Raw genomic sequence first — 17,839 nt, 5'->3', positions numbered from 1 at the left:
GCACCGCTTCATCAAGGATCCAACTCGGCCACGACCACTGCTTCCAAAGGCTCGGTCTCCTGACCATCACCATCAGCAATGGCCAGGAAGCTGAGCAGGAGATGGCCCTCGACGTGCCTCACCGTAGGTGCATCCGGGCGCGGCCAGATGTGTCCGGGCGAGCGGGCGGCGGGAGCGCGAGACGCCGGATCCTTGTCAGCGGACGACGTCGAAGACCTGCTTCTGCAGGCCGTTGCTGTAGGCGTCGTGCTCGACCAGCTTCAGCTTCTGGGTGTCCTTGTCCGTAGTGCTGAACAGACGCTTGCCGGCGCCGAGCAGCAGCGGATAGACGAGCAGGTGGTAGCGGTCGATCAGGCCGGCGTCCGAGAGGCCGTGGTTCAGGGAGGCGCTGCCGTGGACGATGATCGGGCCTCCGTCGGTCTCCTTCAGGGCGGCGACCTCGTCGAGCGAGCGCAGGATGGAGGTCTCGCCCCAGTTGGAGACCAGCTTGTCCTCGGTGAGGGTGCTGGAGACGACATACTTCGGCATCGTCCTGTAGTGGGCGAACTCCTCCATGTCCGGCCACACCGGGCTGAAGGCTTCGTAGCTGACCCGGCCCATCAGGATCGCAGTCGACTCCTGCTGCTCCCGCTCCTTGATCTGGAATGCCTCGGGAACGAACTCGACCTCCTTGAAGGTCCATCCGGAGTTGCGGTAGCCGGGCTCGCCGCCCGGAGCCTCCACGACGCCGTCGAGCGAGATGAAGGCAGTGCTGATCAGAGTGCGCATGGAAGAATTCCTTGGTGTCTCGGATGTACGTTGTTTGACTGCTCGGTGCATGCTTCGGCCGCGTTCACTGCGTGAGCGTCCCGATGGTGAGGTACCGAAGACCGCTGCGGTGAGCGGCTGATCCGGCGGTCCTGGGAGCGGTACGTATCCGGATGGCCCGACTGTCCGGCCGTGCGTCGGGGCGCGCCTGCGAATGTCAGGCGAGGAGACCGGTCAGCCACTGCCGCCAGGATGCCTCGGCGCCGTCCGTGTCCGGGCCGAAGAGGTGGTGGAACATCAGCACCACGCCGGGGAAGTGGTGGAAGGTGTAGATCCCGTCGGCGGTGCGGACCTCGATGCGCTCGTCGTCCGACCATGTCACTTCGCCGTCCAGCGGCGGCAGGTCGGCCGGCTCGGCGTGGGCCGGCGCGCCCACGGCGACCGGGCTCGGCAGCGAGAGTGCACGGGTAAGGGCCGCCCGGACCTCCTGCGCCGGCCGCTCGCCCGACGGCGCCATGGCGAAGACGGGGAGTCCGGTACGTCCGGGAAAGTGCGCCAGGTATTCGCGGAGCGTGTGGAGATGGAACGGCCAGCCGCGGCGCAGCGCGTCGTACTCGTCCTGCCAGTCGTCGCCGAGGACTCCGCTGTGGACGACGCGGAGCACGGTGCTGCCGCCGCCCCGTCCCTCGATGAGGTACTCGAAGGCCATGAACCGGCCGTCCTCCGCGGTGGCCGTGCGCGTGGCGAAGCACTTGCCGGGTTCGTAGGCGGTGACCGCGGCCTCCTCCCGGTGGCCCCCTGTGTCCATGGCGGCGATTCCGCCCTCGCGCGGTTCCACCTCGTTGCGCCCCATGAACCAGGAGTCGATCCCCGGTCCGGTGGCGATCGCGTTCCAGACCTCCTCCGGGCTCGCCGGCAGGGTCGTCTCCTGCTCGATCTCGAACGGGTGCGTCATCGTGGGTTCTCCTGTCCTGCTTCTGATTCGTTCTCGCGCGTCCCCGCGGTTCCTTGCTGCAGTACGGCCCGGCTCTCCGTTGCGACGGACTCCGCAGTGGGGATCTGATGGAGCCCGACGACCACCCGGTGGCTTCGGCCCCCGGGAGCGGACTCGTCGTGATAGCGGCCCACGAGGGCAGCCACGGTTCGGGCCAGTTCGTCGGCGAAGGCCGTCCGGTCGGCCGCGGAGGCGAACCGCACCTCGGCGTCGATGCCGAAGGTGGCGACCCGCCGCCGGGCCCGGGAAGCACCGGTCAGCAGGGAGCCGACCTCCTGCACCAGCCGGGCCCCCAGCGCCAGCAGCCAGCGGGCGGAAAGCTGGTCCGGGGACCGGGAGGGATCCGGGCTGACGGCGGCCAGGGCATTGGGAGAGATCACGTAGGAGGCGGCGGTGGCGCGATACACCCGTTCGGTGACGTTGCCCTTGCGCCGCTCCTCGGCGAGTTCGACCAGCCCGTGACGCTCCAGTTCCTTCAGGTGGTAGTTGACCTTCTGCCGGGGAAGCCCGAGGCGGGCGGCCAGCATGGCGGCCGAGCCGGGCTCGGCCAGGGCGGCGAGGATCCGTGACCGTATCGGGTCCAGGGACGCCTCGGCCGCGGCGGGTTCTTCGATCACAGCGACGTCCAGCACCGTTCCAGGATCAGGCCGACAAAAAAATTTGTCAAGGAGAATTTTATTGTCGGTACGGCCGTCGGCCCGGCCGTAGCCGACCCGGGTCGGCTACGACGGTCTGGAAACGGCTCGCCGCGGACGCATCCGAGGCAGGCCACGCGGACGTCGTGTGCCTGCTCCGGCAGCTCGTCCTCAGGTACTCGGTCTTCAGGTACGGGCAGCCCGCGACCTTGCCGCCCAGGCCCAGGACCGGCACGGGGACGCCGGGGGCGACCTCACGGCCGGAAGCGGCCCAGCTTTTAGTCGATGAAGACGCTCCAAGCGGTGGCGTTGAGGTTGTCGGCGAGGAAGATGTCGGTCCCTGCCAGGCGCTTGTCCCAGGAGGGCATGAGTTCTGCCGCGCGGGCGACGACGGCGTCCATCCAGACCTTGAGCTCCGCCTGCCGGTTGCTCTCCGGGACCTTGGCGGCGGCCGCGGCTTCCTTCAGGTCGACCGTCCGCAACGCCTCGGCAGCAGCGCTGCGCAGGTCACGGATGTACTCACGGTTCGTCGCAACATCCTCGGGAGTGCCGGGCAGGGCCATGTGCCCGGTCACGATGGTCTCGAAGTCGTACTCGAGCAACTGGTCCATGGCGTTGAAGTACGCGGGCACGTGCGCGGAGAAGTACAGGCGGAAGAACGGGGCGCTCTTCGGCGTGAAACTGTCCATCGCTCCCATCATTCTCAACTCCGGAAGATGGATGAACAGGTTGCCGGCCTGATGCCAGTCTCCCGTGTAGTCGAGGACGAACCTGACCCCGTGGATGTCCATCTCCTTGCGCCGGCCGCTGAAGGTCTCGGTGGGCAGCGGCCGCCGGTCGTCCTTGGCCTCCTTGATGAACTCTCCGGTGATCTCGTGGGAGATGATCTTCAGGCCGTCCCGATTCAGCAGGTGAGCGGCTCCGATGTGGTCGGCGTGCGCGTGACTGTAGATGAGGTGGGTGAGCGGCTTCGAGGTGACCTCCTCGATCGCCGCCGGCAACTTGTCCCCCAGAAAAGGGGAAGCGTCCACGAGAACGACACCATTCTTGGTCACCACGAACATCGTGTTGATCATTCCCTGGGTGACGAAGTAGACGCCACCGCCCAGGTCGTTCAGGACATACCCCGACTCGGGGATCTCCGCCCCCAGAGCGAAGCCGGGTACAGGTGCGAACTCAGTCATGGCGATCTCCTTTCGGCTGGTCACCGCCTCGCGCTCACGCTCCGCGTCACAGGACGGTCGCGCCCTGGCGCTCGGGGTAACGCCCCAACATCGAGTGGACGATCCAGCGCGACGACGGCCTCGACGGCCTTCCGCCAGGCGCCGGGACGGCCGGCGGGTGTCTCACCCGGATACTGGTGCACCACACTGCAGACCCGGGGACCACCAGGCCTTTCGGCGGCTGTCAGGGGCGGACGAGGACGAGGCCGACCTTGCCGGGCCGTACCGCGTGCTCCACGGCCTTGGCCAGCTCGCCGAGGCCGTACATGTCGGCCACGTCGAACTGGTCCTTGAGCCCCAGCGCAATCTGCTTGGCGGTGGCGACGTCGGATGCCCGCCTCTCGGCGGAGGCCTCGGACAGCCACCGGCCGATGTTCTTGCCCCGCAACGTCAGCGACTTGTTCAGCAGCGTCGACGCGGGCACCGAGATCGGCTCTTCGGCGATTTGCCCGTAACTGACCAGTTTCCCTCCTGACGTCAACAGGTCCAGAAGGCTCTCCGTCAGCTTCCCGCCGATCGGGTCGAAGGCCACACTGACCGGGCGACCGCCCGCGGCCTTGCGGACCTCGTCAGCCCAGCCCTGATGCTCTGTCGACACGACCGGCACGTCGGGGAACCGCTTGCGCAGCTCGGCGGCCCCGCGGTCGCTGCGGACGACGTTGACCAGCGCCAGGTTGTGAAACTGACACACGCCCGTCACCAGCCGCCCGACCGACGAGCCCGCAGCGGTCTGCACCAGAAGACCGTCGTATCCGAAGGCCAGGTGCTCCTGCGCCTCACGGCGCAGCATCACCGTGGTGAGCGGGTTCGCGAGCATCTGCGCGGCGACGTCGTCCGACAACTCGTCCGGTACGGCGACGACCACCTCGGCATCCGCCACGATCCGCTGGGACCACGCCCCCGGCTGGGGGAAGACCGTTACGCGGCCACCGACCTTGACACCCGGAGCCAAGCGCGCTCCCCCGCCGATCGCCTCCACCACACCGGTGGCCTCCAGGCCGGCCGGAACCGGATCTGCAGCCTTCCCCGGGTAGGCCTCGATGGCCTGGAGATCACCAGGGTGCACCGAGAAGGCCGCGACGCGGATGAGGACCTGGCCCCGCTCGGGCGCTACCGAATCAGGCTCCTCGATGACAGTCAGGACGTCGGCGGGCGACCCGCCACGGGTGTAGACAACACGACGGTTCATGATTCTTCTCCTGCGGGCCGGTATGTGTGGGTCTTAGACCGGGGGCATCAACCGACGTCCTGCAGCCCCATCGCACTCCGCCGAGTGCACTGCGGAACGAGGGTTCCCAGTGCCGTGACCGGCAATGTCTGCCCCATGCGGAGCGCCGTGCGGTGCGTGCGATCGCAAGGCGGCCGAAAGTCCTTGGAGCCGTAGCTACCAGGCCTTTTGGCCAACGCGGCGAGCATGCGTGCCGGGCGGCGCGACGCGGCAAAGCCTGCCGGGAGGGGCACTAGTGGTCGCGACCTGCGGAGTATGGGCGGTCCTTGCCGCCGGTTGTGGTGATTGCCAGGTCAAGGAGTTCGTCACCCATGGGCCAGGTCCTTTCCGGGGCGGTTTCGGAGTGGAAAACAATCCTGTGCCCGTGTGGCGGCCGGACCCGTGCGCGATGGTCGGCAGGCACCTCCAACGGTCAACCCGCTACACGTTCGACAACGCGCGACAAGGACGCGGCTTCAGGGGCTGAACAGGCTGGGGTTCTCACGGACGTAATCGGCCACCCCCGAAGGAGGCCGCCCGATGACCTGCTCGACGCCGTCCGCCTTGCGGTCGTAGCGATTCTCCGCGTGAAGGCGAGCCATGGTGGAGATGTGCTGGAAGACGTGATCCGGCAGCCCCAACGGCCTGAGATCGTCGACGATCCATTCCTGCAGGGGGACGTCGGTGTAACCGACCGGTCGGCCCAGGGCTGCGGAAACCTCCGCCGCCATGGCGGCGACATCCTCCGAGCGCGGGCCGGTCAGCTCATGGATTCGGCCGACGTGCGGGGCGGGATCGGCCAGGATCTCCTCCACAACCGCGGCGACATCCCCTGCCGCCACAGGAGAAGTTTTCGCCCGGCCGAAGGGCAGCCTGATGCTTCCGCACTTCGCGATCGAGGAAAAGCCCACACGGAACAGCGGATTCTCCATGAACACCGTGGGCCTGACCTGGACGACGGGCAGGCCTGACCAGCCGAGGACCTGCTCCACCAGCCACTGCTGCCGCTGCTGCACGGACTCGGAGGTGCTGGTGAGGTCCATCTCGGAGACGGTCAGCTGCGACATGTTCACGAACGCTTCCAGGCGCCCGTACGCACGCATGACGGCCGCCACCGTCACGGCAGCCTGAAGATACTGCGCCGACACGCCCATGCCGAAGTACATACGTCCACAACCGGCCACGGCGTCGACGACCTCGCCCGCGTGTGTCAGGTCTCCGACGACGACATCGGCGCCCGTCGCGCGCAGCGCCTCCGCCCGTTCGTCATCGCGACGCACCATGGCCCGGACGGGCAGGCCCCGTCGCCGAAGGCCTTCGACCACGGATCGCCCGACGGCGCCGACACTGCCCGCCGCGCCTGTCACCAGAATGGGTAGCACACTGGTTTTCAGGGTGCGGTCCATAGAGCCAGCCTGTGGTGCGCACAGGCTGGGCGCAACCGGAGTCCGCCGAGCCGTCGGCGCCGCGACAACAGTCGGCTCATGTGCCTTCGGGCAGCCGGCTGCACGGAGCACCCCGGCGGTTGGCGGTGACGGGGTTGACGCGCGACGCTCCAGCTGCGCGAAGAGGCAATCCGTCGGTTCACCCTCGAAAACCGCGCCCCTCGACAGCGCAGCACAGTCACCGCGCTGCCGGCCCGCACCCTTGAACGGGACCACCGGGGCAGCGGCCCCTACGCAGGCCGGGGTCTATGTCCTCGCGGACACAATGTGTGTGAAGGCTGCGTCGAGGAGTCGGCGCAGGTGGGCCGGTGTCGATGCGACCGCTGTGGCGAGCATCGCTGTTCCGTTGGCCAGGGGAGCCACAACCGCACATCCCTCCGCCCGGTCTTCACCGATGAAGAGCGGTTCGTGCGTGGGGTCCATATCCGGCTCCACGACCAGGAGTTGGCCTGTTGCCCGGTGTTGCCCCAGGATGGCCGGCCCGTCCCATGCCGGTGCAGGACCGCCGTAGGAGGTGTGCTGGTCGAGGATCAGTTGTGCGTCGCGCCGCACGGTCAGACGGGTGGTCAAATGCCCTGGTGGTTCCGCTGTGCGGCCGAGTACCTGTTCCTCCCGCAGGAGCAGGCGGGAGGTGGGGGCAAGTTCCACGTCGTACGTCTGGTGCAGGGTGCTGCCACAGGTGCTGATCAGCGGCTGTGGCAGCCAGTGCAGGGAAGCCTGCTCGCCGACGCCGAGTCGTACGTCGTAGGTGGCGGGGTCGGTGGTGGGACCGCGCAGGGCGATGGTGGAGGCGGCTGTGGTCATCTCCAGTTCGGCCCGCGCTCCGGCCGCGACATCGAGCACGAGCCGATCCCCGCCGAGCGGCGCGCTCATCGCGCCGATCACGGTGACCCGGGCCCGTGCGCCGCGGGGGCGTAGGCGGCGCAGGTGGAACGGGCCGTCGCTGTGCAACACCGGGAGTGTCGTGGCGCGTCCATTGTGATCGGCGCGGACACGCGCGGCGGCGCAGACCCCCGCGGGGTGGGCGTCACGGGGTTGCTCCTCGGGTGCGCGGCTCGTGGCGTCGGGTACGCGCTGCTCCCCGGTCGGCAGGGCGCCCGGGGTGAGCTCGCAGCGGCTCTCGAGTTGCGCTGTGCCGGTCATGCGGCGACTTCGCCGCACCACGCGGCGAGGCGGGAGGTGACCCAGCGGGCGACGGGGCGGATCCCGTCGGCCGCGGTGAGGCTCGTGAAGGCGACGGGCAGGGCCTCTCGCTGTTTCTGCGCGTCGGTTGCCATGGTGTCCAGGTCGGCGCCTACGTACGGTGCGAGGTCGGTTTTGTTGATCACGAGGAGGTCGGCGGTGGTGATGCCGGGGCCTCCCTTCCGGGGGATGTCGTCGCCGCTGGCCACATCGATCACGAATACCTGGGCATCGACGAGGCCGCGTGAAAACGTCGCGGTGAGGTTGTCTCCGCCGGACTCGACGAGGATCAGGTCCAGGGGGCGCAGCGTCTGCTCCAGTTGTTCGACCGCTTCGAGGTTGGCGGAGATGTCGTCCCGGATCGCGGTGTGCGGGCAGGCTCCGGTCTCCACTGCGGTGATCCGTTCCGGCGGGAGGACCGCTTCCCGGCGCAGGAACTCGGCGTCCTCCCGGGTGTAGATGTCGTTGGTGACGACGGCGATGGAGTAGCGGTCCCGCAGTGCGCGGCACAGGGCCGCGACGGTTGCGGTCTTGCCCGATCCGACGGGCCCGCCGAGCCCGATCCGCAGCGCCCGACGGCTTCCGTCCGGGTGCAGTGGCTCGGTGCTGTGGGTGTGGTGGTGCAGAGGCAGGGAGGGGTCAAGATGCACAGGTGGCTCCAGGTCGGTGAACGGTTCAGGAGGCGAAGAGGCGGACGGTCCAGGCAGCGTGCTGCTCACCGGTGATGTCCAGCAGCGGGGATGATGCGGCCGGCAGGACGTGGACGCCCTCGACGGCGACACGATCGGCAGCGTCCGCTGCGGTGCGGGCCACGTCGTCGAGTTCATCGGTGAGCCGGGCCAGCAGCGCGGTGGCGTCGAACGGGTCGAGGCTGAGCAGCCGCACGGTCGCGGTCGCCGGTCCGCCGATGCTCTCGTACGCGGCTGCCTGCGCGGCGTCCAGCGGCGTCAGCCCGGCGACGCGGGCTGCGACGCCGAGGACGATCGGCTGATGGGCTCCTTGCGGCCGGGCCCGGGCGAGGTGGTCGAGGTCGGCCGAGGGCCAGGTGGCGCGGGCCGCACGCATCATCTGGCGGCCGAGTCGGCGCGCGATCTGCCGCAGGGCCGGCATGGGTGTGCGGCTGTCGGCGGCGTCGTCCAGGGACAGCGGGTCGTATCCGGTGGCCGCTGCGGCGGCCAGCCCGGCCGCTGTCAGCCCGGCTGTGTGCAGACGGCCGCGGCAGAACGCTTCCAGGCTCGCGACGTCGTATACGGCTGCGGAGGAGACTGCGGCCTCCACCCCACCGGAGTGTGCGTGGCCCCCGGCGGGAAAGCGGCCGTCGGCCAGGACGAGCAGGGCAGCACGGCTCATGGGGTGAGCGGCCCGCCTTTCACAGGTCAGGCGTCCCGGCCGAGTCGGTTCGGCCAGGACGGAAGGTGTGGATCAGAACAGGAAGTAGCGTTGTGCCAGGGGAAGTTCGGTGGCGTAGTGCCGTCCGACCAGTTGCCCCTCGACCTCGGTGCGTACGTCTGAGGTGGTGGCACCGCCGATGGTGACGTCGAAGGTGTCGGGGTGCACGACGATTTCCGGCCGGCCGGCGTTGTGCACCATGCTGTCCTTGGTCACCGCACGGGTGTTCTTGATCGCGCGCAGCGGCTTGAGCAGCCCGATCTCGGACAGTTCACCGCCGAGGGCCGATTCGGAGACGAAATTGACGGAGTTCGTCCTCGGGGATCGGCCGTGAGACCCCCACACCGGGCGCGGCAGGTATGGCTGAGGTGTCGGGATCGATGCGTTGGCGTCACCGATCTGCGCATAGGCGATCTGGCCGCCCTTGATGACCATGTGCGGCTTCACCCCGAAGAATTTGGGTTCCCACAGCACCAGATCCGCGAGTTTGCCCGGCTCGACGGAGCCGACCTCGTCGTCGATGCCATGGGTGATGGCCGGGTTGATCGTGTATTTGGCGATGTAGCGCCGGGCTCTGAAGTTGTCGGCTTCGGCGGTGTCCTGCTCAAGGTGGCCGTAGCGGGATTTCATGACGTGGGCGGTCTGCCAGGTCCGCATGATCATTTCACCGATGCGTCCCATGGCCTGGGCGTCGGAGGACATCATCGAGATGGCGCCCATGTCGTGCAGCAGGTCCTCCGCGGCCATGGTGGAGGGCCGGATCCGGGAGTCGGCGAACGCCATGTCCGCCTCGACCTCGGGGTTGAGGTGGTGGCAGACGATCATCATGTCGACATGCTCCTTGACAGTGTTGAGCGTCAGGGGCCGGGTCGGGTTCGTCGAGGCGGGCAGCACGTTCTGCCGGCTCACCAGGCTGATCATGTCGGGTGCGTGGCCGCCGCCGGCACCTTCGACGTGGAAGATGTGCAGGCTGCGGTACTTGTCACCGTTCCTGGTCGCGGCCAGGGTGTTGTGCACGAACCCGGACTCGTTCAGCGAGTCGGCATGCAGCGCCACCTGGACGCCGGTCTCGTCGCACACCCGCAATGCGGCGTCGATCACGGCCGGCGTCGCACCCCAGTCCTCGTGGATCTTGAAGCCGAGGGCACCGGCGCAGACCTGGTCGCGCAACGCCTTCTCCGACACCGTGCTGCCCTTGGCGAGCAGGCCGATGTTGACCGGATGGGCGTCGAGCGCCTCGAACATGGTCTGGATGTGCCATTTGCCAGGTGTGACGGTGGTGGCGGTGCTCCCTTCGGCGGGTCCGGTGCCACCGCCGATCAGCGTGGTCACGCCCGACGCGAGCGCTTCATGGATCTGTTCCGGGCACAGGAAGTGCACATGGGTGTCGACGCCGCCCGCTGTCAGGATCCGGCCGTTGCCAGAGATCACCTCGGTCTCGGGCCCCACGATGAAGTCCGAGGCCCGTCCGGCACAACCCTCGTGCCTCGGCGACATCGTCTCGGGGTTGTAGGCCTTGCCGATCGCCTGGACCCGGCCGTCGCGCAGGCCGACGTCGGCCTTCACCACGCCCCAGTGATCCAGGACGAGTGCACCCGTGATCACGGTGTCCACCGGTTTCCGGGGGTCGTCGCGCGGGATGTGCGACTGCCCCATCGACTCGCGGATCACTTTGCCGCCACCGAAGACCATCTCGTCGCCGCTGAGGCCGGGCCCGCCGCACCAGTCCTCATCGATCTCGATGACAAGGTTGGTGTCGGCGAGCCGGACCCGGTCGCCCTTGGTCGGACCGTAGAGGTCTGCATACCTGGACCGCGTCAGCAGCCCGGGCGTCCGGTCAGTCTCGGTGCCCATCGAGCTGCACCCCCTGTTCCGTCTTCCCGATCTGCAGCCCCAGGACGACACGGTCGCCCGCGAGAGGCACCAACTGCACGCTGCGCTCGGCACGGGGCTCGAACCGCTCCGACGTCCCGGAGGCGATGTGCAGCCGCTTGCCGCACGCGGCGTCGCGGACGAAGACAAGGCCCTCGTTGGCCTCGGCGAAATGGTAGTGGGAACCGACCTGAATCGGACGGTCCGAAGGGTTGCTCACCCAGAGGTCCTCGGGCTCCTGACCCTCGTTGATCCTCACCGCGAACTGCTCCTCGTCCGGCAGCAGTTCCAGCTTTCCGGGGTGGACGTCCACCTCCTCGGCCGACTCGTCGAACGGATCGTGAATGGTCACCAGCTTCGTCCCGTCCGGGAACGTCGCCTCGACCTGGACGTTGGCGATCATCTCCGGAACGCCTTCCATCACTTCGCCGCGTTGCAGCACATGACGCCCCGACTCCATGACAGAGTCGACCGTCGCACCGCCCCGCGCCTCTTCATAGACGTGCGCTGTCAGCAGCGCCATGGCCTCGGGGTAGTTCAGCAGCAACCCACGATCACGGCGCCGCCGGGCCACATCCGCCGCCACGTGGACCAGTAGACGCTCCCGCTCATGTGGAGTCAGGTGCATGCCGTCCTCCTTCCTGTTCGTTGCTTCACCTGTGCGGCCAGGACACACGGGGGCAACGGTCTTGCCGCCTGTGCGTCGGATGCCGCAGAGCGATCTTCGAAGCAGAAAAGGGAAGTGAGGCGCAAAACCACGACATTGACCCTGATGTGGTGAACCGGAAGCATGATCGGCGCACGGAGCGCGTCCAGCGGAAGCCCTCGAGATACCCCCACGCCAGGTCCGAACACCGCCTCCCGCCAAGGGCCTCGGTGCGTGCCGTGCCGGTTGGCTGCGAGCAGGTCCGGGACCGGCTCGACACAAGCGACCCACGCCGGCGTCCGACGTCGCTGCCGGGCGTCAGGTTGCACGGGATGACGCTGCTGTACCGAAGGTCCTCGATCCGTCCCGGCTCCCCGCACACGCGGATTCCGGCGCAGCCGAGCGGCGCCCCGTCGACCACCGACGGGGCGAGCGCGGCGACCGGTTCGGCCCAATGGCCCGGCTCGATCGCGGCCTGCTCGACGGGGGTCGCGCGCGGAATGCTTCGGTGGACGGCGACCTCAATGCCCCGCTCCTGCAGGAACTTCCTTCGTTGCCCTACCCCTTGACCGCCCCCGAAGTGAGCCCCTGCACGATATGGCGGCTCGCGAAGGCGAAGAGGATCATCGTCGGGGCGATGGTGAGGACCGCCGCGGCGGACATGGAGCCCCAGTCGATGTTGAAGCTGGAGATGAAGCCGTTCAGCGCCGTGGGGACCGTCTTGCGGGCGTCGCCGTTCATCAGGGTCACCGACAGGAACAGTTCGTTCCAGCAGTTGACGAAGTTGAAGATGAAGGCGGCGACGATTCCGGGCCGCATCACCGGAAGGAGCACCCGGAACAGGGCCCCGAGGCGTGAGCAGCCGTCGATCATGGCGGCTTCCTCCAGTGCATCCGGGATGTTCTCGAAGAAACCGCGGAGCATGACCGTGCAGAAGGGAATGCATACCGCGATGTAGACGAGGGTGAGCCCGAACCGGCTGTCCACCAGGTTCAGTTCCGTCATCATCATGTAGAGCGGGCCGAGCGCGATGAACGACGGGATCATCTGCGTGACGAGGGCCGCCATCAGCACCGCAGCCTTGCTGCGGAACTCGAAACGGGCCAGCACGTACGCCGACAGCATCGATATCGCGGTCGCCACCGTTCCGGCGGCCGTCGCGATGATCAGGCTGTTGGTGAGATAGACCCCGAACTTCGCCTCGCGGAAAAGCCCGGTGTAGTTCTCCAGGGAGAAGTGCGTGGGCCAGTAGGAGATCGGGAAGGAGAAGATCGTCCCGGGGCTCTTGAAGGACGTGACGGTGATCCAGTACAGCGGGAACACCGTGACTGCCAGCCAGAGGGAGAGAAAGAGGATACGGACGGTGCGCCCTGCGGCGGACTCCTTCCCGATCACGAAACCGTTCCTTTCTTCTTGCGCGTCCTCGGATTGCGGCCGGTGGCCCACTTCCCGCCGGTGGTCGGCCTTCCGCCGGTGGCCGACTTCTCGCGCGTGGCAGTCAGATGGAAGACCGAGAAGACCAGAAGCATCGCAACGACGATGAGGCCGATCGCCGACGCCTTTCCGTAGTCGCCCTGTTGGGTCACAGTGATCATCCACGTGGTCACGATGTGCGTCTCGTTGGACGGTCCGCCGCCGGTCATCGCGAAGATGAGGTCGGGGAAGTTGAAGATCCAGATGACGCGGAGCAGTACGGTCAGCGACAGCGTTCCCCGGATGGAGGGAATCGTGATCTGGAACAGCGTGCGGACCTTGCCCGCGCCGTCGATCTCGGCCGCTTCGTAGATTTCGTCCGGGATGGACTGGAGAGCGGCGAGGATCATGATGGCGAAGAACGTGACGCCGTACCAGATGTTGGCGATGAGTACGGCGACCATCGCAGTCTTCGGATCGGCAAGCCAGGGAATCGGCTCATTGATCAGACCGACCTTCTCCAACAAGTCGTTGACGACACCGAATTCACTGTTGAACATCCAGCGGAACAGGATGCCGATCAGGAATCCTGAAATGGCCCACGGAAAGAAGATCAATGCCTGGTAGAGCCCGCGGAAACGAAACCGGCGGCGCAGCCACAGCGCGATCGCGAACCCGATGACGAACTGCGGCACGATCGATCCCACGACCCAGATCCCGGTATTGCTCAGGACCGTGCCGAACACCGGGTCGGTGAAGATCTCCCGGAAGTTTTTCAGCCCCACCCAGGAGGTGTCGGTGAGATCGTTCAGGTTCCAGTTCCGGAAGGCCATCTGACTGCCCGCGATCATCGGGTAGTAGATGAACACCGCGACGAACAGGGCGGCCGGGGCCATGAAGGCGGCGACGGTCAGCCCTTGACGGCCGGTGAAGACGGGTCGGCGTGGGCGGGGGGCCGCCGGGGCGGGGGCGGAGGTCGAGGTGGCGGTGGAGCCGCGCCCACCGGCGCCGGGACGGACGCCCTTACCGACATCCGGGCCGGCGTCCGGGCGGGCCCCCACGGCGGCGTCCGTGCTACAGGTGGTGGGCGTGGGCGTCCCGCCCTGCTCCCCCTCCGGCCGCGCGGAGGGGGACGCCACCGGCTCCTTCACTGACTCTTCCACTTGGCGGTCCAGTAGGTGTCCCAGCCGGTGAGGAGCTGCTCGGGCGTCATCTTGCCGAGCAACACCTTCTGGATGTCGGCGTCAGACTTCTGGATCCACTCGGTCCACCAGGAGGAGTCACGCGGCTGCGTGACGGTGATGTACGCGTCCGGGTCCTCTGTCATCTTCACGTAGCTCGCCCAGGCGCCGGTCTTGTAGTACGTGTCGTCGGCGGCGCTCTTCAGAATGGGCACCAGGCTGTTCTTCTTGTCGAACGTGGTGGCCGCGTCGCCCTCGGCGAGGAACTTGACCAGCTTGGTGGCCTCCGCCTTGTGCTTGCTTCCCGCGGCGATCCCCCAGCCCGCGGTCGCCACCGGCTGGACGGCCTTGCCGCTGGGCCCGGTGAGCAGCGGCGCCGTGGTCCACTGCTGCTGGCTGATCGCCTTCGACTCGCCGAGCGTCGCGATGACTTCCGGATCCTGGAGGAGGAACGCCGTCGAGCCGTTGGAGAAGCCCTCGACCATCTCCGGGTAGCCCCAGGCGACGGACGACGGCGGCGACGCCTTCTTGAACAGGGCGAAGTACGTCTTGAGTGCGGTGAGCGCTTCCGGCGCCGAGAAGATCGTCCTGCCGTCAGTGAGCTTGAAGCCGTTGTCCCGGTCGATCTTGTCGGCGACGTACGCCTCGATGACGGCCACGGCGTTGCTGTTGGCGTTCGTCCCGCCCCGGAACGCGTACCCGTACTGGCGCTTGCCCGGGTTCTGGATCGCGGTGGCCTGCTCGAGGAGGTCGTCCCAGCTCGCGGGCGGGTTCTTGAAGCCAGCCCCGGTGACCAGATCGCTGCGGTAGAAGAGGCTGAGTCCGTAGAAGCCGTACGGGATGTAGTAGGTGCGGCCCTTGGCGTCCTTGGCGTACTTGACGGTGTTCTCCGTCAGCTCGTCCCAGCCGGCCCAACCCTGCAGGTCCTTGCTCATGTCGTACAGCCAGCGGTTGGTCGACCACGGCCCCGACGTGATGTCCCGGACCTCCAAGGTGTCGATGCCGCTGCCGGACTGGAGCATCTGCTGGATCTTCTGGTCCGCCTGATCGGTGGGCGGCGAGATCAGATCGACCTTGATCTTGGGGTTCTGCTTCTCGAACTCCCCTATGAGGTCCTTCAGGACCGCGGTACGGGTGGGGTTGGTGAGGCTCTCGACCATGTGCAGGGTGACGGTGCCGTCAGCGGCGGCGCCCCCTCCCACGGCACAGCCCGACAGCACGAGAGCGGCGGCGAGACAGAGCGCCGTGGCGGTCCTTCTTCTGCTCAACACTGTTGTCCTCCCAGTTCCAGGGGATCGGTGACGGTGATGCAGGACAGGGATCTGCGGGGGGTCACTGGGACACGGCCTGCGGGGCGCGGGCCCAGTCGACGAGCACGGGAACGCAACGCTCGACGAAGTCCTCGTAGTCGGCGGCCGTGTTGTAGACGTGCGTCGACAGGCGGAAGTACCCGGCGCCGCCGAAGCTCGTGAACGCGGCCTCGACGCCCAGTTCGGCGGCAACCCGGTCGCGCAGCGCGTCGGCCGCGGCGTGGGTCGTGCCCAGACCGTCCGGGAGCCGTACGAGGCGCAGCGCGTTGACCGGCATGCCGACGTCAACGGCGGCGCCGACGCCGGTGGCCTCGGCGAAGGCGTCACCGATGAGGCGTTCCGCGTAGTCCGCGAGTTCCGTCATGTACGTACGGGCCGTGTCCCAGCCCCAGACGCCGTCGATGAAGTCGAGGGCGGTCGGGGCCGCGAGATAGCTCGTCGCATCGATGGTGCCCTGGGTGTCGAAGCGGTGCGGGAACGGTTCCTCGGCGCCCCAGGAGTCGATCAGCGGGTAGAGCGCGTCCCGCAGCGGTCCTCGGGCGACGAGGGCCGACGTACCGCGAGGCGCGCAGCCAAACTTGTGCAGGTTGCCGATCCACGCGTCGCAGTCCAGGCCCGCGAGCGGGTCTTCGGCGAGGCCAGGCACATGTGCGCCGTCGACCAGGAGCGGAATCCCGCGCTCTCGCGCCAGCGCGCCGATCCGCTCCACCGGCATCCAGCGGGCGGTGGCCGAGGTGATGTGGTCCAGGACGATCAGCCCGGTGGCGCCGGTGAGTTGGGCGGCCACGGCCTCGTACGCCTCGTCCTCGCCTGCGTCGAGCGGGACCTGCGCGGTCCGGACGGTGCCGCCCCAGCGGCGTGCGAGACGGCGGGCACCCATGGTCACCGCGCCGTAGCCGTGGTCGGTCACGACGATCTCGCCGCCGTGCCTCGCCGGGACGTTCGCGTAGACCACGCTCGCACCACCGCTCGCGTTGGGCACGAGGGCGAGGTCGTCGGCGGGGACCCGCAGGAATGCGGCGATCTCCGTCCGCGCCGCCGCCACGCGTGCCGGCAGGGCCGGGAACCAGGTACCGGGCGAGCGGTCCATCTCTTCGCGCAGCCGACCCTGCTCCCGCTGCGCGACGAGCGGGACCGCCCCGAACGACCCGTGGTTGAGGTGCTGGTGCGCGGCCAGCAGCGACCACGCCTCGATCGCCGGCCGGCCGTCGGCCAGCAGCAGGGGGCGGGGCGCCGTGGTGACGCAGGTCTCGCTCAGGTGGTTCAAGATCTCCCCTTGGCCTCGTCGACTCGGCGGACGCCGCGGTCAACACATCAGACAGTCACAGAAAGAGGTCGGATGACTTGCGCCGCATCCTGACACTGGGCTCAGGAAAGAACAAGGTTGTTCACGAATTGGTTACCTGAGACCCGCGAGGTCATCAGATGACTTGGGAAGGAATCATGGAAGAGATCCAATGAGTCTGTAGGATCGGCAGCACATTCGACCGTGGGCGGTTCCACCTGACCGCCGCCGCCGATGTCTTGGAAGGGGAAGCGATGTCCGCAGTCGACCAGGCGTTCCACGGCCTGCGCCGCATGATCGCCGACGGGCGTCTCGTCGCCGGACAGCGCATCCCACCCGAGAGCGACCTCTGCGAGGAACTCGGTGTCTCGCGCGGCTCGTTGCGCGAGGGGGTCCGCATGCTCGCGGCGCTCGGCGTGATCGAACCGCGCCATGGCTCCGGCACGTACGTCTCGCAGCTCCGGCCCGAGGACATCGTCGGCAGTCTCTCGCTCACCGTCGACCTGCTGCCGCTGACCGGGCTCCTGGAGATGTACGAGATACGGCGCGTCCTGGAGTCGCACGCGGCGGCGCAGGCGGCGGCGCGGATCACGCCCGAGTCGCTGAGCACGATCTTCGCGTACATGGAGGCGATGGAGGCCACCGAGGATCCGGACCGGGTCTCGGCGCTCGACCAGGACTTCCACGCGGAGATCGCCCGCATCGGCGGCAACCCGACCCTCAAGTCCCTCCTGGGGGTCTTCCGCGCCCGCTCCCGCACGTACCAGGTCTTCACCCTGCCCGATGGCCCCCGCATCAAGCGCTCCAGCGACGAGGACCACCGAGCGATCGCGACGGCGATCGCGAACAGGGACCCGGTGGCGGCGGCGGCCGCGGCGTCCGCACATGTCGCGCATACGGAGAGGTGGCTGCACGCCTTCCTGCCACGGGCACCGGAACCGGCCCCTGAATCACCGGCGAACCCTGAGGCGGGCGCCTGACCTCGGGGCCCGCCCGTGCTTCGCCTTCTCGCGCGGCCTTGCCGGCGCTGTGACCGGCAATGTTTGCCCGAGGAGCGCCGTCCAGTGCGTGCGATCGCAAGCGGCCGGAAGCCCTTGCGGCGGAGCTACCCCCAGGGCAAGCCGAACCAGGGGTACTCGGTCCCGATGTGCACGGACAGCGGCTCGCGCTCAGGAACCGAGGCCCCCATGCCCGCCGAAACCGGTGACCCCGGTCGCCGGGGAGCGTCACGAAATCGACACCAGCCGGTCCTGGCAGCTCGCCGTGGACGCGGCGATGGCCCCACAGCCGATCGGAAATCCGCCGTGCCG

Annotated in this window: 16 protein-coding genes; 1 reads left to right on the top strand and 15 read right to left on the bottom strand. The window is 68.1% G+C overall.

All coding sequences use genetic code 11. The features are described 5' to 3' along the window. Positions 1 to 195: 195 nt before the first annotated feature. From ACFU6I_RS32935 to ACFU6I_RS32865, 15 genes are all read right to left on the bottom strand, one after another. The gene (locus ACFU6I_RS32935; RefSeq protein WP_384373273.1) at positions 196 to 768 is read right to left on the bottom strand and encodes a dihydrofolate reductase family protein; all 573 of its coding nucleotides are present in this window, start codon (positions 766 to 768) and stop codon (positions 196 to 198) included. Between the two features lie 196 nt (positions 769 to 964). Then, on the bottom strand, positions 965 to 1,702 hold the full coding sequence (locus ACFU6I_RS32930; protein ID WP_384373271.1) for an SRPBCC domain-containing protein: 738 nt from the start codon (positions 1,700 to 1,702) through the stop codon (positions 965 to 967). Then, the gene (locus ACFU6I_RS32925; protein ID WP_384373269.1) at positions 1,699 to 2,373 is read right to left on the bottom strand and encodes an ArsR/SmtB family transcription factor; all 675 of its coding nucleotides are present in this window, start codon (positions 2,371 to 2,373) and stop codon (positions 1,699 to 1,701) included. The genes ACFU6I_RS32930 and ACFU6I_RS32925 overlap by 4 nt, the downstream gene beginning before the upstream one ends. 281 nt (positions 2,374 to 2,654) lie before the next feature. Continuing rightward, on the bottom strand, positions 2,655 to 3,560 hold the full coding sequence (locus ACFU6I_RS32920) for an MBL fold metallo-hydrolase (protein ID WP_384373267.1): 906 nt from the start codon (positions 3,558 to 3,560) through the stop codon (positions 2,655 to 2,657). Between the two features lie 223 nt (positions 3,561 to 3,783). Continuing rightward, positions 3,784 to 4,788: a zinc-binding dehydrogenase gene (locus tag ACFU6I_RS32915; RefSeq protein WP_384373265.1), complete on the bottom strand. Its 1,005-nt coding sequence runs from the start codon at positions 4,786 to 4,788 to the stop codon at positions 3,784 to 3,786. Positions 4,789 to 5,282: 494 nt separating this feature from the next. Then, on the bottom strand, positions 5,283 to 6,212 hold the full coding sequence (locus ACFU6I_RS32910; RefSeq protein WP_384373263.1) for an NAD(P)H-binding protein: 930 nt from the start codon (positions 6,210 to 6,212) through the stop codon (positions 5,283 to 5,285). 285 nt (positions 6,213 to 6,497) lie between these two features. Continuing rightward, positions 6,498 to 7,394, bottom strand: coding sequence for an urease accessory protein UreD (locus tag ACFU6I_RS32905; protein WP_384373261.1), 897 nt, complete (start codon positions 7,392 to 7,394; stop codon positions 6,498 to 6,500). Further along, complete coding sequence (ureG, locus tag ACFU6I_RS32900; protein ID WP_384373259.1) at positions 7,391 to 8,083, bottom strand: urease accessory protein UreG; 693 nt, start codon at positions 8,081 to 8,083, stop codon at positions 7,391 to 7,393. Before ureG ends, ACFU6I_RS32905 begins: the two co-directional genes overlap by 4 nt. Before the next feature lie 25 nt (positions 8,084 to 8,108). Continuing rightward, a complete protein-coding gene (locus ACFU6I_RS32895; RefSeq protein WP_384373257.1) occupies positions 8,109 to 8,783 on the bottom strand; it encodes an urease accessory protein UreF in 675 nt (224 codons plus the stop codon). Positions 8,784 to 8,855: 72 nt separating this feature from the next. Next, positions 8,856 to 10,676, bottom strand: a complete 1,821-nt coding sequence (locus ACFU6I_RS32890; RefSeq protein WP_384373255.1) for an urease subunit alpha — start codon at positions 10,674 to 10,676, stop codon at positions 8,856 to 8,858. Further along, positions 10,660 to 11,322, bottom strand: a complete 663-nt coding sequence (locus tag ACFU6I_RS32885) for an urease subunit gamma (protein ID WP_384373253.1) — start codon at positions 11,320 to 11,322, stop codon at positions 10,660 to 10,662. Before ACFU6I_RS32885 ends, ACFU6I_RS32890 begins: the two co-directional genes overlap by 17 nt. Before the next feature lie 576 nt (positions 11,323 to 11,898). Then, positions 11,899 to 12,735, bottom strand: coding sequence for a carbohydrate ABC transporter permease (locus tag ACFU6I_RS32880; protein ID WP_384373251.1), 837 nt, complete (start codon positions 12,733 to 12,735; stop codon positions 11,899 to 11,901). Further along, complete coding sequence (locus tag ACFU6I_RS32875; RefSeq protein ID WP_384373249.1) at positions 12,732 to 13,892, bottom strand: carbohydrate ABC transporter permease; 1,161 nt, start codon at positions 13,890 to 13,892, stop codon at positions 12,732 to 12,734. Before ACFU6I_RS32875 ends, ACFU6I_RS32880 begins: the two co-directional genes overlap by 4 nt. Before the next feature lie 8 nt (positions 13,893 to 13,900). Further along, complete coding sequence (locus tag ACFU6I_RS32870) at positions 13,901 to 15,202, bottom strand: ABC transporter substrate-binding protein (protein ID WP_384373247.1); 1,302 nt, start codon at positions 15,200 to 15,202, stop codon at positions 13,901 to 13,903. A 64-nt stretch (positions 15,203 to 15,266) separates the two neighbouring features. Next, positions 15,267 to 16,502: an aminotransferase class V-fold PLP-dependent enzyme gene (locus ACFU6I_RS32865; RefSeq protein WP_384373308.1), complete on the bottom strand. Its 1,236-nt coding sequence runs from the start codon at positions 16,500 to 16,502 to the stop codon at positions 15,267 to 15,269. Positions 16,503 to 16,783: 281 nt separating this feature from the next. Between ACFU6I_RS32865 and ACFU6I_RS32860 the strand changes: the two genes are divergently transcribed. Further along, positions 16,784 to 17,509 (top strand): FadR/GntR family transcriptional regulator, encoded by a 726-nt coding sequence (locus tag ACFU6I_RS32860; RefSeq protein WP_384373245.1) that lies wholly within the window; start codon positions 16,784 to 16,786, stop codon positions 17,507 to 17,509. Positions 17,510 to 17,839: the final 330 nt, after the last annotated feature.

The organism is Streptomyces sp. NPDC057486, assembly GCF_042802415.1.
Lineage (GTDB): Bacteria > Actinomycetota > Actinomycetes > Streptomycetales > Streptomycetaceae > Streptomyces > Streptomyces yanii.
Note: the sequence above shows the minus strand (reverse complement) of the source record. Positions and strands in the feature narration are given on the sequence as shown.

Excerpts from the sequence above, each read along its gene's own strand:
- ACFU6I_RS32890 (WP_384373255.1), bottom strand. The coding sequence starts at position 10,676 with ATGGGCACCGAGACTGACCGGACGCCCGGGCTGCTGACGCGGTCCAGG.
- ACFU6I_RS32915 (WP_384373265.1), bottom strand. The coding sequence starts at position 4,788 with ATGAACCGTCGTGTTGTCTACACCCGTGGCGGGTCGCCCGCCGACGTC.
- ACFU6I_RS32935 (WP_384373273.1), bottom strand. The coding sequence starts at position 768 with ATGCGCACTCTGATCAGCACTGCCTTCATCTCGCTCGACGGCGTCGTG.
- ACFU6I_RS32895 (WP_384373257.1), bottom strand. The coding sequence starts at position 8,783 with ATGAGCCGTGCTGCCCTGCTCGTCCTGGCCGACGGCCGCTTTCCCGCC.
- ACFU6I_RS32905 (WP_384373261.1), bottom strand. The coding sequence starts at position 7,394 with ATGACCGGCACAGCGCAACTCGAGAGCCGCTGCGAGCTCACCCCGGGC.
- ACFU6I_RS32860 (WP_384373245.1), top strand. The coding sequence starts at position 16,784 with ATGTCCGCAGTCGACCAGGCGTTCCACGGCCTGCGCCGCATGATCGCC.
- ACFU6I_RS32910 (WP_384373263.1), bottom strand. The coding sequence starts at position 6,212 with ATGGACCGCACCCTGAAAACCAGTGTGCTACCCATTCTGGTGACAGGC.
- ACFU6I_RS32930 (WP_384373271.1), bottom strand. The coding sequence starts at position 1,702 with ATGACGCACCCGTTCGAGATCGAGCAGGAGACGACCCTGCCGGCGAGC.
- ACFU6I_RS32920 (WP_384373267.1), bottom strand. The coding sequence starts at position 3,560 with ATGACTGAGTTCGCACCTGTACCCGGCTTCGCTCTGGGGGCGGAGATC.
- ACFU6I_RS32885 (WP_384373253.1), bottom strand. The coding sequence starts at position 11,322 with ATGCACCTGACTCCACATGAGCGGGAGCGTCTACTGGTCCACGTGGCG.